Annotated in this window: 6 protein-coding genes; 4 read left to right on the top strand and 2 right to left on the bottom strand. The window is 35.5% G+C overall.

From position 1 onward, the window contains the following. Window positions 1–20: 20 nt before the first annotated feature. The 4 genes from MK119_RS11540 to MK119_RS11525 all read left to right on the top strand — a co-directional run bounded on the left by MK119_RS11540 (window position 21) and on the right by MK119_RS11525 (window position 17,146). On the top strand, window positions 21–8,684 hold the full coding sequence (locus MK119_RS11540; protein ID WP_290678663.1) for a hypothetical protein: 8,664 nt from the start codon (window positions 21–23) through the stop codon (window positions 8,682–8,684). A 35-nt stretch (window positions 8,685–8,719) separates the two neighbouring features. After that, entirely contained in the window at window positions 8,720–12,913 is a 4,194-nt protein-coding gene (locus MK119_RS11535) for an Ig-like domain-containing protein (RefSeq protein WP_290678660.1), read from the top strand. Beyond that, window positions 12,914–16,249 (top strand): hypothetical protein, encoded by a 3,336-nt coding sequence (locus tag MK119_RS11530; protein ID WP_290678657.1) that lies wholly within the window; start codon window positions 12,914–12,916, stop codon window positions 16,247–16,249. 93 nt (window positions 16,250–16,342) lie between these two features. Further along, window positions 16,343–17,146, top strand: a complete 804-nt coding sequence (locus tag MK119_RS11525) for a hypothetical protein (RefSeq protein ID WP_290678654.1) — start codon at window positions 16,343–16,345, stop codon at window positions 17,144–17,146. A gap of 83 nt (window positions 17,147–17,229) precedes the next feature. Here MK119_RS11525 and MK119_RS11520 read toward each other — a convergent pair whose 3' ends face one another. Further along, window positions 17,230–18,972: a M56 family metallopeptidase gene (locus MK119_RS11520; protein ID WP_290678651.1), complete on the bottom strand. Its 1,743-nt coding sequence runs from the start codon at window positions 18,970–18,972 to the stop codon at window positions 17,230–17,232. Continuing rightward, window positions 18,972–19,331, bottom strand: coding sequence for a BlaI/MecI/CopY family transcriptional regulator (locus MK119_RS11515; protein WP_290678648.1), 360 nt, complete (start codon window positions 19,329–19,331; stop codon window positions 18,972–18,974). The genes MK119_RS11520 and MK119_RS11515 overlap by 1 nt, the downstream gene beginning before the upstream one ends. Between the last annotated feature and the right edge of the window lie 35 nt (window positions 19,332–19,366).

Raw genomic sequence — 19,366 nt, 5'->3', positions numbered from 1 at the left:
GTTCATAAATAATATAAATTATGCCGGAAAATAATAACATATTTTATCCTAGTGTAAAAGATCTCATATCTTTTGATAATCTTCCTGCAAGTTTGAGTTTCGTAGAAGAAGGCTTAGATACCATTCTGGAACATATATACTTTAAAGATTTTGTAGTTCACAAAACATTTTATAGAGAGTTTGGTGAATATCGTCTTACCGCAATTATTTTTGAAGATGTCGGAATCTCTTTTCCAGGAACTGATGGATTGAAACTATTACTAAATCCAGGAAATGTTGAAAACAGTATAGAAATTCCAATTGTATTAAATTACTATTGGACAATTATCCGATACAAAAATCAATTTAGCTTCAATAGCTTTGATAATGCTATCAATTCTATTGTTGAAATTTTATTTGAAATAGCTGGAACTACAAAAGAAGCTTTTTTACTAGATGCAATTGAAACCTTTATACCTGAAGGTGGCGGAATCGGAGAGTTTGTAAATCAATTTAACAATGAGTTTTCTGAAACTCTAGGGTTGACAGATGATCAAGATTTGCTAGTGAGTACTAATGAAATTATGGATTTTGTAGGTCAAAACAACTATGAAATTATAGATATTGTTGTAACTCTATTTTTAAACGATGCAGGATTTTCATTTGACGAATTATATGGTAGAGTAAAAGCCTTGTTTGATCGTTATTTTGGAAGATTAGAAAAAGAAGATTTCTATCAAATACTTATACCGCAATTCAATTTTGAAATTACAGATATTGATCTTGCGTTACAATTTCCTAGAAAATGGTTAAGACCTATTTATACAGGTGCAACAGATTATCCTGATGTAGATCCAGCAACGATTGAAATTGGAGAAGTACTGCCAGAACCTTATCATTCAAGATTGATTTATAATGTAGGTCGATTTAAAATTTCAAGTAAAAAAGGATTCGAATTTTTTAACGAAGATAGTTTCGACTTCAAGCGCTCTGAAATAGGAAAAACAGGATTGCAAGTAGAATTTTCTAACTTAAAGTTAGATCTGCGAAAAGACAGAAACATTCCAGAAGCAACAGCAGATGGAAGATCAGATGATTTTCGTGGAGTATACGCTGAATTAGCCGCAATTACATTACCAAATAAATGGTTCAATAATGTTGATAACTCTACATTAAGAATAGCTGGTTACAACATGCTTATTGGTACAGGAGGCGTTTCAGGAACAGTTGCCTTAGAAACTGTAAACGGAACACCAAATACAAACGACGATTACATGCCAGTAAATATTGGTAATTGGGAACTTGGTTTCAAAAACTTTGACATAACGTTCAAGCAAAATTCGATCATAGAATCTAATATTGCGGGACGCTTAAAAATTCCAAAACTAAAAGACGGAGACGGTAATGAAGCACTTATTGAAATCAATGGTCACTTAAATGAAGAAGGCGACTTTAATCTTACAGCCTCTGAACCACAAGGAATTCCATTAAATCTATTTGATTTTATGACAATTAACTTTCTAACATTAGAGTTAGGAAGAGAAGATGACAACTTTTATGTAGGTACATCTTGCGAAATCTCGTTCCAAAATGCGATTATGCAACGCGTATTAGGCGATCAAAAAATTGTGATTCCTAAACTACGTGTGTACGAAGATGGATCTATCGAAATTGTTGGAGGAAATGCGTTTATTCCAACAAATATCTCATTGAACCTTGGACCAATTGAAATTGCCGTAACTGGAATTCACTTCGGATCGCATCAACAAGAGCACAATGGTGTCATGCGTAAATACAACTATTGGGGATTTGATGGTGCCATCAGTTTAGATCCATTAGGAATTGATGCACGTGGAGAAGGAATCAAATACTACTACACAACCGATAATGATGAACATGGAGGTGATGGACACAGTTTCTTGCGCATTCAAACTATTGAAGTAGATTTAATCATTCCAGGAACTGCGGATCCAGATTCTGCCTTAGCAATCATCAACGGAATGTTATCAATTCCTGAACCAGGAGAATCTCCTGAATACGAAGGGAAAATTGGATTAAAACTTCCAAAAGCAAGAATCAGTGGAGCGGCACACATGCGTTTGCAACCAAAAGAACCTGCATTCATCATAGAAGCAGGAATTGAAATGCCAACGCCGATTCCATTGGCAGCAACAGGACTAGCATTCTACGGATTTGGAGGGTTGCTCGGATACAAATACGTTGCCGAAAAAGAAGCGATCGGGCTGGTATCAGGTGAAGATACTTGGTATGACTACTACACCTATCCAAAACGAGGCGTAAATATTGACAAATTCAGTGGGCCACCACGAACCAATCAATACAATTTGCCAGTTGCCGTTGGAGCAGGAACAGTACTAGGAACCATGCATGATGATGGATTCTTATTCTCTACGCGACTCATGGCAATATTATCCTTACCATCGGTATTTATCTTAGATGGTAGAGCCAATGTACTTGGAGAACGTTTAGGAATCTTAGATGACACAGAACCACCATTCTTTGCAGGTGTTGCTGTTGGAGACGATTCATTCGAATTCTGGTTTGGAGCCGATTATCAATTGCCAAAATCAAACGGTTGGATTATCGATCTATACGCAGAAGTACAAGCAGGATTCTTCTTTAACAATCCGTCAGCTTGGTATCTAAACTTCGGTACAAAGCAATCACCAATCTCAGCACGAGTCTTAACCATCATCACAGCTCAATCATTCTTAATGCTTTCTGCACGAGGAATTGAAGCTGGAGCAAGAGTCGATTTATCATTGAAAAAAAACTTCTTTGGTATCAAAGTCGAAATTAGTGCGTATGTAGAAGTTGGAGGCTTTATAAGCTTTGAACGATTCCAATTAGGAGGTTACATTGCCTTTGGAGGAACTATCAAAATCAGTGTATGGAAGATTGTTGGATTCCGAGTGAGCCTTGATGCAATTTTATCTGCAGAAGCAGCAAAACCATTCTTACTATTTGCGCAAATTAGAGTACGTGTATGTATCAGAATCATTGTGAAAATCTGTAAAACGTTCAAAGTAAAACTGAAGTGGGAAAAAAACAAAGAAGTGGACAGAACGCCAATTCCAGCTTTATCTGACGGAAGTAATCCAAACTATCCAGACAGAACCAAAGAAGCAGTACAAGGTGTACACATGTTAACAAATGAAACGTTTGAGTTGAATTACTTCCCGAACGTGCCAGTTGCGAGTAATATTGATAAAGTTATTCCTTTAGATACCTATATCGACTTCAAAGCAATGAAAGGTTTAGTGCCTGGAGCAATATCAGACAAAATTGGAGGTCATACAGGAGCTGCTAAAAACTTTACAGATTTAATTCCGCCAAATAAAGTAGTGCGTGGTGGACACGAATTACGGCAAGTAAAACACAAATACTCAATTGAAAACATTGGTATTTACATGGCAGATGGAAACACTTGGAAACCTTACCATCCATTCAAAGCAGTTGTGCCAACAGATCAAAGAGACAGTCTGGATCATTTGCCTATTGGATACAGGCAACGAAATGGAGAGCAATATGATTCTATCCGATTGTTAGCTACAAATCCATTCTCGTACATGGAAGCCGGTGAGCCAGGTTGGTTTATTCCTGAGGAATACGGATTTACACCATCTGAATTATACTGTGTTTCTACAGAACATACAGGCGATTGTTCTGATTTCTTAGAAAAACCATTAGGAACTAAATATTACAGACCAAATGGATATGTAGGTCATTATATTGATGGTGCTTATTACTCTATTGAAGAGGGAACAGGTGATTTGGAACAAACAATTTATGTGCAAGACATGAATTGGTCTATTCCATTAGTTCATGCTACGAATGGAGAAAATATTGATACAGTTTACCTTGATCGTATGCGTGCCTTAATAAATGGTTCAAACTCTTATCCTAATTTAGGAACAAATACTGCTCTTATTTATACGCAAGCAGATGGTATTGCCACGAATTTAGTAGCACTTGCAGAAACCTACTTAACTGCTATTAATACTTTATTATTTGATAAAAATAGCGAACCATTAACGAGCTTTGAGTTTACAAATGTGTCTGTGGATGCAGAAAACTTGAATGTTTCAGTTCGTGTAAAATCTGATTATGAATTTGCTTCTTCTGGAGCAAATGCACAAATCTTTAGCACCTTATACTTAAGCAGACATTACGGTAGTACAGGTGGATCTTCTTTTGCAGCACCAATAAGAAGTACTGAAACCTTACTAATTTCATCTAATGAGCCAGTAGCTGTAGGTTGTTTGGAAGTGACAGACGTAGAAAACAATCATGATTTTGCAAAATCATTACAATTTAGTAATGCAGACCGATTAATCATCATTTTACCAGAAGCTTCAGTCACTACAAAGTTGAAGTTAACAACCTATGCAGAAGGTGTTACAATTCGTTATTACAAGACAATCTTAAGTGATACGACAAGTACACCTCAATATGAGTTAATTGAAGAAGTATATAAAACAAAATTAGAATTAAACAGCGTTGTCACATATACAAATGAAGATGAATTAACATCAAAAATTACAGTGACACCAAAATCTGCCAATGCGCATTTAATTCGTGCGGTACGTGAGCAAATTGCAGAATTGCAAGAAGCAACCTATGATAGTGAAACAGGACAAATTATTCCACTAACAGCGGCACAACAAGCACAATTAGAAGAATTGCAAGCAGAATTAGCACAGTTAGAAGCAGAAGGTTGTTCAGTACAAGCCAATACAACGCCTAAAAAGCAAATTGTAGCAGAAATTTACAATGAAATCGATAACGATGGAATCGATGAATATCGATTCAGAGTATACAATGAGCAATGCGAAATTGTACTAAGTAGTAGTACACGCTATTATTCAAAAGAAGCGGCTATTAATGAATTAAAAATATCAGTGGCGGCTATTCTAAATGAAAAAGATAGCATTGTTGTTAAAGAAACAGTGGACAGAAGATATTACTTCAATATTGTTGACAACAGAGGTGAAGTAATTGCAAGACGTATTGAATACTTCAAAACACAAAAAGAATGTGATAATGAAATTGCAGCATTAAAATCATTACTGGCATCCAGTACTATGATCATTGGAGAAGAAGGTTGCGGTAAAACAAAAACTGAATTACAACCAGTTGCATCAGCAGGTGTAAAAAGTGTTGTGTTAAATACAAATGCAATCAGTGTTTCAAATACGATTTTTAACGCTTACAAATACTTCCATCCAGAGACGAACTCACAACGTGTGAATTGGTATTCAAAAATGAAATATATCGGAGGTAATTTCTATGCAGTTGGATATCCATCTGTAAATGTGGCAGGATCTAACTACAATGATGGTGTGTTGACAAAACTCAACGCTTTAGGAAAAGTTGTATTCAGTAAAGCGTATTACATTGATGGTTCAAAACCAGTTCGATTCAAAGAAATTGAAGAACTTTCAGATGGAAATTTACTAATCATTGGTAGAGGATATTCTAATAGGTTATACTATTTAAAAGTTGATACAAACGGAAACATTCTGTGGCAACGTTACTTTACTTGTGAGCAAGCTTTAGATGAATATAGAATGTCTGTTGTAAAAACGAATAAGAGAACATTCTTTATTACTTGTCTATCGAGTACAAGAGATCGTTTATACGTATTGGAGATCAATGAAAATGGTGATGTTATCAATCAAACAGGATTAAACAACGGTAGAAAATACTGGTATGAAGTTGGTGCTAGCTGTTTAGATCCGGAAGGAGGATTGATGATTGGAATTCGTAGAAGATCTACAAGTTCCCCACTTCCGCACAGCACAATAATAGTACATTTTGATGCCAATTTACAGTTGAAATTCAACTATTTGATCAACAGTAAATCACAGGTTGAAATTACAGATATGCTCATGCATGAAGATAGATTATACTTTATTCTTGACAATATCACTGCTTCAGAATCTACCATCACATACATTCCTTATAACGATAAAGAATTTAAGGAAATTAGTTCGCGTAAATTACCAATATTCAGAAATTGGAAACTTACAGGTTCAGACGTATCAAATAGTGTAATTGTAGCCAACAATGCAGCTCCAATCTACAGAATTGCTATTCAAAATGATGAAAGTTTAGCTATTGATGCTACGTTCGATTTTAATACGCCAACACCAATTGCTGGTATCAAAGATATCCACTTCGATGGTGAGCAAAAGAACTATACATTGGTTACAAATGAATACTTAGCAGTATTAAAAGACGAGTTGTCAAGTTGTGTGACGAAGAAAGAAGTGAAAACAACACAATTAGAAAAGCGATTATTCACATTCGTTAAAAACAATACATTAATTGACAATGCCAGAATACAACCTGTAGTCATTAGTGAGATTAGAACTTTAGAGCAAAACTTGCAATTAGAAAAAGAATTCTGTCCAGTCGATGATGGAGGTGGAGATTGTAATAAAGAGGAAGTGCTTTGCGAATTCCATACATTCTTAAAAGAAGCATTATTTGCCTGTATTGATTACAATGCCAAAGACTTGTTCAACGATAATTGGGCTTGTTTCTTAAAAATGATTGACAGTATTGAACTCTTTGATGCTCAAAATTCACAATATGGGTTATTAGTAGAATTATCTACTGATATAAATGCTTTAATCAGATATCCAGAAGTAGCAAGACCACCAACGTTAGATGGAGCACTTGAATATGCAAATATCATTTTAGACAAAATCTATGAACTTGGTGACTGCCAGTGTGCTGGAGATTGTAAAAAAGATCCTATCATCTGTGCTGCGTATGACGAATTGGTTCGTTTATACAACGAGTGTTTCTTAAATACAGAAACAAGCGAGCAAGTAGATGCCAATATCGATTGTTTTGATGCATTCAGACAAGTAATCAAAGACTTAGCAAATGTGCCAGGTGTAACATTGCCTGCTGCTGTATCAACAGAATATGATAACTATGTTGTCATACTAAACAGAATAAAAGGTTTAGTTGGACATCATGAGCAAATACTTCGATTTAGAGATTTAAATGCTTCTGCTGTAGAATTAATTAGACTTTTGGAAGAAGCAGGAGATTGTGGTTGTTCTGGTGGAGGAACAGATGAAGATCCGCAAGTATGTAACACATCTGTACAAGAAGTATGTTGGTTATCTATTGAGCAACACGAATACAATCAAACAATTCCAGGAATGGACGCTATTGAGCAAGAGCAAGAAGATATGGAAGAAGCAGTGCAAAGAACTGCACAACCTATCTGGAGACCAAACTCAACGTTCTATGTTCACTATCAATTAAAAGATGAAGTAGACAACGGTGAAAACGCAGGAGTATTCGATTACTACTACGGATTCAAAACGGCAGGCCCAATTGGACACTTCCACGATGCATATGGTGTCACCTATGGAAACGAATATGATGAAAATAATAATATCATCAACCGTGCAGATAGCAATGGAAATCCAAGTATATCAGGAAAACTTACAAATCCAGATTCATATCCATTAACATCGTTACGTCAGTACATAGACTATGACAAATCGTATCCAAATGCAGATGGAAGTTTATTGCAAGCAAAACCAGTATTCTATGGACAAGAGCAATGTAGAATTACGCTATACTTTACAAAACCGTTAGCGTACCATATGCTGCGTTCTTGGGAAGGATACTTAGGTTCCGATCCAATAACAGGTTCGATGCATATTGCCATCAAAGATCCAGTAAGTAATGTAACAATTCCATATCCGTTACCAATCGATTACAATGAAGAAACGGTGCCATTACCAGAAGGAAATGGAGAAGGCGGCGTACCATGGATTGATGATAACGATCCTAGAATTCCGTTGAATATCAGAATGCTAAACAATTTCATTGATTACATCAACGAAAATGATGAGGCAATCGAGTGTACGTTTACCATAGGAAATGCAATTCAGCCACAAAGCTATGCATACTCTGTAACCTTGACGAATTTGAAACCTCTAAAACTGTATACAGCGTTAGTTTACAATGCGTTTGAAGCAGAAGAAGATGTCGTTTCAAGTCAACAAGTACACAATTACGTATTCCAAACGTCACGTTATCAAAACTTTGAAGCACAAGTAAACAGCTATATGTTGGTAGATGAGGATGATCCAGCGAATAATAGACAAGCAGTCTTTAATGTGGAACTTCCAAATCTAACACCAGCTGATATTACAACAGCATACAATATTGTAGACGAAAACCCAGATGCAAATAGTGATGCCATAGAAACGCAATATCTAGATGTATTTGACAGATTGTTAGAAGGTGTGTTAGGAATGACACCATTAGATCCACCAGTAAACACAGAATTCAACAAAATTCTTGATGGTGATGGAAATGTAATAGCAATCTTAATCCGTAATCCAGAACCGTTCAATATTCCAAAAATTCCAATTGCACAAATTAATGGAGAAGAAGAAATATTTGAAGATGGAAGTACGGTTGGACACAGAGGTGCAATACGCGTATTTGATAAAGCTACAGATCAAGATGATGATGCATACAAAGTGCTATATTCAAAAGACTATTCGCAAGCAATCATTATGCATGACAGCAAGCAAATCAATGCAGCAAGGCTAAGCTTCAAATTCAGATACCTCATTTGGGAGGTAAATAAATATATAATTGATTACACAGCAAGAGCCGAAGACATCGTGCTAGCTCAGTAACAAAAAATAAAATTGACAGTTAAAAAAATAATAAGATGGCATTAAGTAATGACTTTTTTATAAAGAAAATCAAAGTAAACAATAGCTATGCTTTTGTAAGCTTCATAGGAGAAGTCGATGGATTTTTCTACTGGGGCACGAGATCATTTGTGAGTACAAATAAATTAACACTTATAAAAACGGATAGTAACTTAGAACTTATCTCTGTAAAAACATACGCAAACGGAGAAATAAGTTATGGGTTTCTAAAAAGTATTGTGCAAACAGCTAATGGAGATCGTTTGATAGTAGGATATTATCATAATATCAATACAGAGCAAAGCGATAAATATTGTATCATAAAATTAGACAGTGATGATAATATGATCTGGTTCAAAACATACGAACATGAGCCAAATATCTATGACTCACACAAAGTTGAACTCAAACCAAATGGTCCAAACTATTTGGTTTGGGCCAACAACCTGTTCTTCACAGTAGATGATAACGGAAACGTTCTTAAAAGTGTAGAAGAAACTTCTTCAAGAAGTGTGCAAGATGTAGTAACGGATGATAGCGGACAGGCAGTTGTGATTGGAAATGGAAGTACATTTCCAAGCGGAAGCCGCGGTGTTGTATCACTTGCAAAACTAAATGGAGACTTAGTGGCTACAGAAAATGTAGAATACTCTACTGTATTTGTACCGTCAGGACCATATGCAGTTGGAACTTCAGGATTTGAAAATAACGGAACACTATTGAGCTCAGGAAACATAGGAGACAGAGTTTTTTTCTTATCATTTCCATACACTAGCACATTTCCACAGGCTACTAGCGCTATGTGGTTTGATGATGGCAATTACAGTTCTGAACTATTCAATATAGATGATGGATATTATCGTCTAAATGTAGATAGAACAACAACACCGAGTTCAGCGGTAGTTCAAAAATTTGGTTTTAATAGAGCAATGCAATGGTCAAAAACAATTGACAAAATGAACTTGAATCCACGAATTTTTTATGCGCGTAACAATGCATTGATGTTTATTCCTTTTGGAGTTGGATATGACAATGATGTTTGGGATGATCAATCCATTGTAAAGGCAGATAAGGAATTAAATCAAAATACTTGTATTCGTGTAAATCAAAATAACAATTCTACACTCATAAAAGAAAATCTAATTCGTGAAACAGGAAGTTTTGCCTTTGAAGCTGTACCTCTTGGACAACAATCGCATGAAGCTGTAGAAGTTATTGAAAATAACAATGAAGTTACCGATGTATGTTTGGCAACTCCAGAACCAGATTTGGAAAACAGTATGATTATGGCGAATCCTACAGCAATTCCAGCTGATGGAAACAATACGTCAACAATTACAGTACAACTCAAAGACGCAGATGGAAATAATATCACTGTTGGTGGCGCTGATGTAGATATAACAACAAGTGCAGGAACCATTACACCAGCGGTTGATAATAATGATGGAACATATACATCTATTTTACAATCAACAACTACAGAAGAAATTGCAGAAACGAGATTTACACTCAATGGAACGCAAAGTTCACAAGTAGCACCAGTAGAATTCTATATTTCAAGTGATTGTTACTTTACAAGTGCATTCAGAAGTAATGGTGCATTTGATGGAAACAGTTCTGTATGCAAGCTTGGAAGCAACCGTATAATTATCGTGGGCGGAAATGGAAATGGAGGCGTTGTTACCTTATTAACAGACAATGGAGAAGTTGTATGGCGAAAACATCTAGTCTTAGTAGAAAGAAGCCTAGGATTATCTTCTGTGGCTGCATGTCCAGATGGACAAAGTGCTATTGTGCTTGGACATTATGCGACAGGCCAAACCAATAGAGTACACTTAGTAGTTTTCAGAATCGACATCACAGGAAATATTGTATGGTCTAAATTGCTTTACTCTCCAAATACGCGATTCAGCACAGGAATTAAGGCTCTTGAAAACACAAATGGTTCGCAAAAATATCTAATCACAGCTTGGTTCAATCAATTTGGTACTACTGACGATATGGAGTTGTATAAACTTGATGAAAACGGAAACATGATAACTTCTAGAAAAGTAGTAGGTGTTTCTGATGAGCAAATCATGGGAGTTGTAACGACACCTTTCGGATTTACAATTTTAGGTTCAGCGACAACGCCAAGTGGTCAAACAATCCGCCACGGCATCGTTTTATCATTCAATGATAACTTAGGACTTAGTTGGGGAAAACGCTTAGGAAATGGCTCGTACCTGTATACAACAGGCGCAATAGCAACATCCGTAACATCAGAGAACTATATAGTGGCTGGTATTCAGGACAATACAAACAAACTATTTATTAGTAGATTTAACAATGGACTAAATTCATACAGTGTAAAAACAACAAATTTAGGTGCTACTACCGATAAATTAAGTCCTTCTGTACGATTAGTAGATGGTGAAAACGGTGCATTCTATTGTATTGCAAACTATACTTCGGATCGTGCTGCTGAAGTACTAAAGTTTGATGGTCAATTAAACGAACTATGGCGAAGAAAGCTTGATTTTGATAGCAAAAATAGTATTAGTCAATTAGTAAATGATGCAAACCAACAACTATATTTAGTTGGAGGAATTGTGGACACAAATTCAGCATATTTAGCAAAAACTAATTTAGAATTACAAAACTGTATCTCTGAAAATGTTGCAGCAACTCCGTATGCACAAGAAACGTTTACAACTGCCGATTTTGCACCAACGCTTGGTGATTTATCATATACATTTCAAAACACTTCTATTAATGTAACAGATATAGCTGCTGAGCGCAGAGATTACTGTAGTGAGAATTGCAATACAACCTCAATTCCACCAAATGAACATACCGTAATTCAGTCACCTAATTTCTATTTACAAGCTGCCGGATCAACAGGGAATGATGGTAGCGCAGAAGGAATTCATACACGCTGGGTTTTCTCAGGAGCTTTAGGGGAGAAGCACTTGCCAAAAGGAAACTACGCGGGAAATACGAACAACTTCAACAAAGAAGACGATTTTGTACGTGTGTATAGAACGCCATATACGAAAGTGGCACAAACAATTGACTTTGCAACAGCGCCAAACATTGTAGATGATGCAAATGCTTTATGGATTTACAATATTGAAGGGAAAAATTTCCATGTATATTTTAGAGATCAAGTAAAATATACACAAGTCCGTTCGGTGGTCAATCCTGCTACGAATTCATTAGGATTCATGCAAAACTATGGTGACGAATTGGTAGAAGTAGAAAGCAAACGACACTTATTCTTTGCGGTAGAAGCAAAACTAAGTTCATCAGCTTCTGGTAGTTCATTACAAACAGAAACACTTTCAGTGTCTACAAACACATTGATCGCACTGAAAAAGGCAACCAATAGAAAAACATTTGCAGGAACAGCATTGCAAAATGTACGACTCTTATGTGAAAATGGACGTTCATTCAGATGTATTGGAACAAATACATATTTGACAGAAATCCGTGTAGAATTATATGGTGATTTCATTGAAAATGCCAACGAAAGCCAAGCGTGGACCCAAATGGGAAGTTATGCATTAACACTGGATGATACTACAGCTTTAGAACAATTAGAACCATCTGTAGGATTGGTAAACGGAAATTGGCCAAGATTTAATGATGACGCTACCGTAAATATTGCAAATTATGTAGATAAATGGAATGTAGTGGAGGCGGATATTCATGATAGAAACTTAAAGCAAGTTGTTGAAAAATATATTCAATTAAGTGATGATATCAACAATCCGAAAGCCATTGAAGAAATTCCTGTAGATGAAAACATTGTTGTAGAAGGAGAGGATGATGTTATGGAAGTTTCAAATCTTGACATGTTAAACATCGCTTCGTATGACTATCACATGGCGCGTATGTTAGGGTTAGGATTCTTAGACACAGCTGCGCAAGTACAACAAGGTGAATTTGTATACATTGCAGAATATGTTACGTTTGGCGATTTGGAAGATGGACAAGGAGCTCGTGAAGTACAACATTTAAGTATGAGCTTGCCAACAGCGACTTCTGATGAACGTTTGCCATTACCAATTGCATTAGATGAAGTAATTCCGGGAGCATATTTTGGAACGGAAACTAGCGAACCTTCAAGCATTACTGATGTTGATGGATACACTCATGATGGTAAAAAACGTTATGTAACGCTATATGCAAATCAAATTCCAGAAGATGTATACAATCCGCCATTCTAAGTGCAAAGTACAGAGTTTGAAGCAAAGGAATACACGATTCCAATCTATGCAGGATTAGAATACAGAAAGCAACGAACAAATCAGCCAGATCCTGGTGTTTGGGAGAAACCAGAAATCTCGCATGACAAACGTTACTTACACCTCGATTCAACAGTTTCAAATGCAACAGAACGTTATGAAGCGTTTCCAATTACCGTACCAGAAGTTGGACAACCAATCTTTGTGCATAAGCAAATTATTAGCGGAACACATTACTATGGTTCTTACGGAATTAATTGGTTCTCTAGAGCAACGACAAGTCCAATAGAAGTATCAATCGTTACAGAATTACAACCAACAAATCCGTTATTACCGCCGTCAAATATTCAGCCGCATCTTATTCAGAAAGAACAACCACTTTTGTTAACTTCTGCCGAAGAGCAAGCGCGTTACAATGCCATTACCGATAGTGATAAAACGTTGGTTAGAATCTCCTTTGATTACCATTCGTATCAAGAATTGATCGACTATTCTGTGCCTGAAGATTCTGCCATTACTGATGCACAGTTGGTGAGCGATACAACGTCTATTTTTGATGATGCAGATGAAATTTATGCCGAAGATATTGATATCTTTTTTAGAAATGAAATGCCAAACAATATCAGAGGGCAAGTCATCAATGTAGAAGACGATCCTGCTAATAATTTGGTATCTATCGTTACGGTTGATGAATATTATTTGGCAAGTATTGATCAGGCATTAACGCCAACAATTCTAAATGGTTTAGAATCTAATTATGAAGGTGGTGTATTCATTATTGGAGAACAACAACACATTATTCATGAAGTAATTCAAACTGCTGGTTTTCCACAATTCAAAGTATATAAAAAAGAAATCAGTGATGCATTGGTAGATGATATTCCAGCTCCAGATGCAGACGAATTACAAGCCATTGAAATTACAAATGATGGTATTTTTATGGCAATTGAAAACATGCAAACACCAGCAAGTTGGGGAACACCAAATCCACAACCTTTAAAAGTGAAATCAGATACATTCGATCAAATTCACCGAGAAGTTGTCATGATACAAGGTGATGATGGCGAATTAGAACGTCACTTGGAAAAAACACGTGGAATTTGGTCTGATTCAGCAAACAATCATACCACAATAACCAAAGTAGATGAAGTTATCGAGTTAGATGCAAATGGCGATCCAATTATGGGACACAAAGGAATGTACAATATTACATTTCATGGCATTGTACTCGATCAACATCCGCAGTACAGTACTAACAGTGATTCTGTAGAATGGTATCGAGGAATTGTTCGTGTACACACTGAAGGCAATTTAGAGGGAAAGCGAAAAGTCTTAAAAGTGGCAAAAATTCTCAACATTGTCAATCTAGGAGATACAGGAACGCCAAGCGATGTACAAGTACTAGCTTTTGATCCTATATTCTCAAACGATACAAGTTATGATCCTATTCAGATTGGTGTAAATGTTTCGGTAAACTTCTATCCAGGATACAAAGTGTACTTATATAAAAATCAATCCTATGGTTTAACAGCTGCAAACCTGTTGCCAGGCGATGATGAAGAAGTACACAATTCAATCATTGGATTACGAAGTCATGATACTGACAATCCGTTTTACTCGAATATCAGTATTCCGAAAATCATGTTTGCGCAAAAAATTGTGGAAGCAATGCAACCAGAACAGCCAGATGGTGCTAAATATGCAACACGCCCAGATTTCTTTGGACGTTCAACATATACTATCACCACAGAATACCAGCACAAACCGCATGGTGTATTGTTCTACAGAGCCAATGATGAAGCAATTTTAAATGCATTGTATGAAAAAGCAACGGTTCGTGAAATCAGGGAAGCGCTCAAAGTTCTGGGAGGAAACAATGAGCAATATTTTGCAAATCGTTGGGCAAATTTCTTAGACTTTGCAACCTTACAAACTGAAGGCGATTATCGAGTGTATCCACCAGTAGGTGTATCACCAGATAATTACAAATTTCCAAATCCTGATAAGGTAGCGTTATTTGAATGGGCAAATGATATCATTGATCGCATTAATAATAATACGGAATTTCCTCCGCCGCAGCCAGTAACACCATTTGTAGCAGATCCGCTAGCAGCGAATACAGATGTAGGAAACATTGCGGTAGGAGATCCACGATTATTAAGCTTTGTAAAAGGAGTTATTTTCAATGCGTTTGTACCACTGACAGAAGTGCCAGTAGTATATGCATACATTAATGGTCCAAATTACAAACTAGTCAATAAAAAACAAGTGTTGCGCGATGAAAATGGTAGTGTATTATTACCAACAGATCCAGCATTTGAAATGGCACCAATGATGAAATTCACAAGTACAAGTCCGCACACAACACAGTTTACAGACTTTAACTTGGATGGAACATCAAATAACATTTACTTCTATGCAGCGCGTGAATTAAGTTCGCAAATGAAACTAGGAGAATTTAGTAAAGCATTAGGACCAATCAAATTGGTAACTTCAAATGCTCCAGAAGCTCCAGAAGTGAAGCGAATCATGCCAGTTTTGGAAAATGTTATTACGGGAACACCAGCACAAATTCAATTGGAAATTAATGCCTATCCAGAAATTCAAAACATCAAAAAAGTGAATATTTACAGAGCGTTCAACAAATTAGATGCACAATCTATTCGTACAATGACGCTTGTTGATTCCGTTGATGTAAATGCTGCAGGATTGCAAGGAAATGAATTATGGAAAGTATATGATGACTTTGCGGACTTGGATGAAGTACCATACGGTGATGGATTGTTCTACCGATTGACAGTGTCAAGAGAAATAGAATATTCAGAAGCTGATTACGGTACCAATTCGCCACAAATCGTTACAGATTATGCGCCATCACAAGCTTCAAAAATTGTAGCTAGTATGATGGTAGAGGTGGCAAATCCGCCAGCACCAACAGTAAAATACATTTCTGAGCCAATTGCGGCAAATGGAGATATTGATCAAATAGCATTGCAGTGGGACAAAACATGTTATAGAGGAACCTATCACTTGTTCAAAATGAATGCGCAAGGAAACTGGGTGAAAATTCATGAGGTAACCACCAATGATGCAGAAGTTTTTGTCTTGTTAGAAGATACTGATTTACAAGATCACAGTCTGTCAACACAAGATGTAAACGGAAACATGATATATCACCATTTCAAAGTTGTGGCACAAAACACATCAGGAATGCAAAGTACTAAAGAAAACATATTAACGATACCAAACGAAGACAATTGGATTGATATTGGAGGTATTGGAGATATGATCATCAGTACCACATTTACCATTAGATAACTCATCTCAAAACTCGCTTAAATGGAAGCTATTTCAATGACAGTTAAAAGTTTAAGCGAGTTTAAAAAAATAATACACATAAAAAATTAGATCATGGCAGAAAAAAATAGAACAGAGCTAAAATCATATTTTGAAACAGGAGATCGTCCAACACAAGATGAATTTGGAGATCTTATTGACAGTGCAGTCAATATAGGGCAAGACAAAGCAAATTTAACAGAAGCATTAACTACAAACGATACAAAGTACATTACGCCAAAAACAGCTAATCATATTGTAAATACGGCTGTGCCAAACGCCACAATTTCTACCAGAGGAAAAGTAGAATTGGCAACACTTGCGGAAATAAATACAGGAACAGATACCAGTAGAGCTGTAACACCACAAGGAGCAAAACGTGCAGCAGAATTGCATGCACCTGTAACCAGCGTTAATGGACAAACTGGAGCCATTACGTTAGATGTTAATGATGGAACAAATGTAGGAAGTGTACGAAAAGGAATAGTTAAGTTTTTTACCACACTGAATGGAACAACTCAAATATTTCACATGAAGTTACCATATAGAGTTGATACTGATAATAAAATGTTTCATTTACATGCAACAGGATATGCGTACGGTTCTTCAGATATTATTGATATAACTTGGGTAGGATATTGCCATGCAAATAGCAGTTCACCTTTGTTAAAATTACGAAACACCAAAACGAGTATATTACACTCTACAGGAATTACTGCAGGACAATATGTTGGTTCTGACCAACATGTGTATGTATGGTTTAAAACACCATCTACCTACTTTACAACTTTTAGAGTAGATAGTATGCGTGTAGGTAATGGAACTTTAATCGAAGAAGGTGATGTTACTGTTACGGTAAGCACTAATACAACATTATAGTAAGCTATAAAAGCAAATAACAAAAGAAGAGCAGCTGTGTAAACAGCTGCTTTTTTTATGTATAGTGGATTGGGTATGGAGACTTATTTTTTCTTTGTTTCAATAAGAATGACACCATTTTCTCCTTTTTCTCCATGCATTTCTGTTGCTGATTTTCCTTTTAAAACAGATACTGATTTTATGTCATCAGGATCTAACTTGGTAAATTTTTCATAAGAAGCTTCTTTTCCATCAATAATGATTAATGGTTTTTCTTTACTATTAGAAGAATTTAAAACAATCTTATTATCATATTTTTTGGTAACTTTTACTTTTACTTCTTTTTCATCATCATCATCATCTCCATCGGAAGAGTAAGCGTATACAAATACATTGTTATCTCCATCACTTTTTTTGATTTCTATTTCTTCTTCGATAATTTCTTCTGGCGATAATTCTTTTCCGTTAATGATGATCACTTCTTTACCATCTTTTTTTCTAATATCGATGGTTTTTACGTCATCTTTATCAGTCCAGGTATTCAAAACTTTTACTTTGCCTTTATCTCCCGTTCTGAAAATAATTTTTTTGTTTTTAGAACCTTCTATTTCTCCATCTTCTTTGAATTCAGAAGTTACTGTATACACGTATGCGTCTTTTATAATTTTGTCAACTCCTTTAGATTTCACAAATAATTCATCACCGCGTTTTCCCAAGTGAATATCTGAAATTGATTTGTCATCTTTAGTTTCAAACTTTCCATTGGCAGCATTATTTTTTGTTTTCAACACTAATGAAATTCCACTAATTTCTCCTTTAGAATTAAAATTAACATCGCTGTATTCAAAAGTGATTTTTTGAGATTTGAATAGTTTCTTGTATGCTTTCAACTCTTCAACTGTAGTGTTTTTAGTAATCACCACAACTAAATCTCCTGCATCAGCTTCAATAATATTTGTATCGGTAGTTGTCGTAATTTCTTTGGCAACAACTTCGGTGTTAAACATAAATACAAAAGCAATAAGCATCGGTACAATAAGCGCTTGTTTCCAGCGATTTATTTGTGTAGACTTTGTTTTTTGTAACATAACGATTCGTTTTTTGATTAATGAATTATAAAAATTGTTTGTTAGTGCAGGACAAAATGTATTTCCAGACACTTTTAATAAGGTTAATTGATATTCTTTTTTAGAAGGAGTTTGTTTGACAGCCGCACTATCTGCTAAAAACTCTAAATTTTGCAACATAAATTTTTTGTGTACCCATGCAAAAGGATTGAACCAAAAGAAAATACAGTACAACTTTGATAAAAAGACATCTATAGAATGAAATTGACTGCTATGCGCTTGTTCATGCTTTAAGATAGCTTCTAACTCTGAACTAGAATACAGCTCAGGATTATAAACGATGTAATTAAAAAATGAAAAAGGTGAGAAGGATGCATTGGTTTCTATATAAATAAATTTACCTTCTTTTTTTGCAAAATTCGAAGTCCAAAGCAATCTAAATAAGGAGAAAAGTTCCACTAAAAATTTACAAAAGAAGAAAACAATACCACTTATGTATGTGTAAAATAAAAGACTTGTCCAAGAAATCCCTGGAGCAGCTATTGGTGTTTCACCAGTGGCATAAATATATGTAGCAGAGAGGTCGTCTGTAATTGCAGGAATTTCAATATACCTTGTAATTACTAAAAATGGTAAAGCCAAGGAAATCAGCATTCCTATTAATAAGAAAAAACGATTTTCTTTAAAAAAAGTTTCTCCGCGTAGTACCAAAAAGTAAACGCCTAAAAACAGGAACAAAACTCCAGCACTTTTTAAAAAATACATAACTAACGCTTCCATTATTGTTCTTTTTCTATAAGGTTAATAATCTCTTTTAAATCTTCAACGCTAATCTTTTCTTCTTTTGCAAAAAAGGACACTACGTTCTTATAAGAATCATTAAAATAATGTTGAATGGCGGAAGCCATGTACTTTTTACGATAGGCTTCTTTGGTAACAACTGGAAAGTATTGATGTGTATTTCCATAAGCTTTGTGACCTACATATCCTTTTTCTTCCAAATTACGCACAATAGTAGACAATGTGTTATAATGAGGTTTTTTCGTTTTAATTTCTGCCATAACATCTTTTACAAAAGCTTTTTCAAGCTTCCAGATGATATGCATGATTTCTTCTTCTTTATTTGTCAATTTTTGCATAACTGAATACAAGTTAATGTGATATGAAATTAATT

The sequence above is a fragment of the Kordia sp. genome, assembly GCF_022447245.1.
Taxonomy (GTDB): domain Bacteria; phylum Bacteroidota; class Bacteroidia; order Flavobacteriales; family Flavobacteriaceae; genus Kordia.
This window is presented reverse-complemented; position numbering and strand designations above follow the sequence as displayed.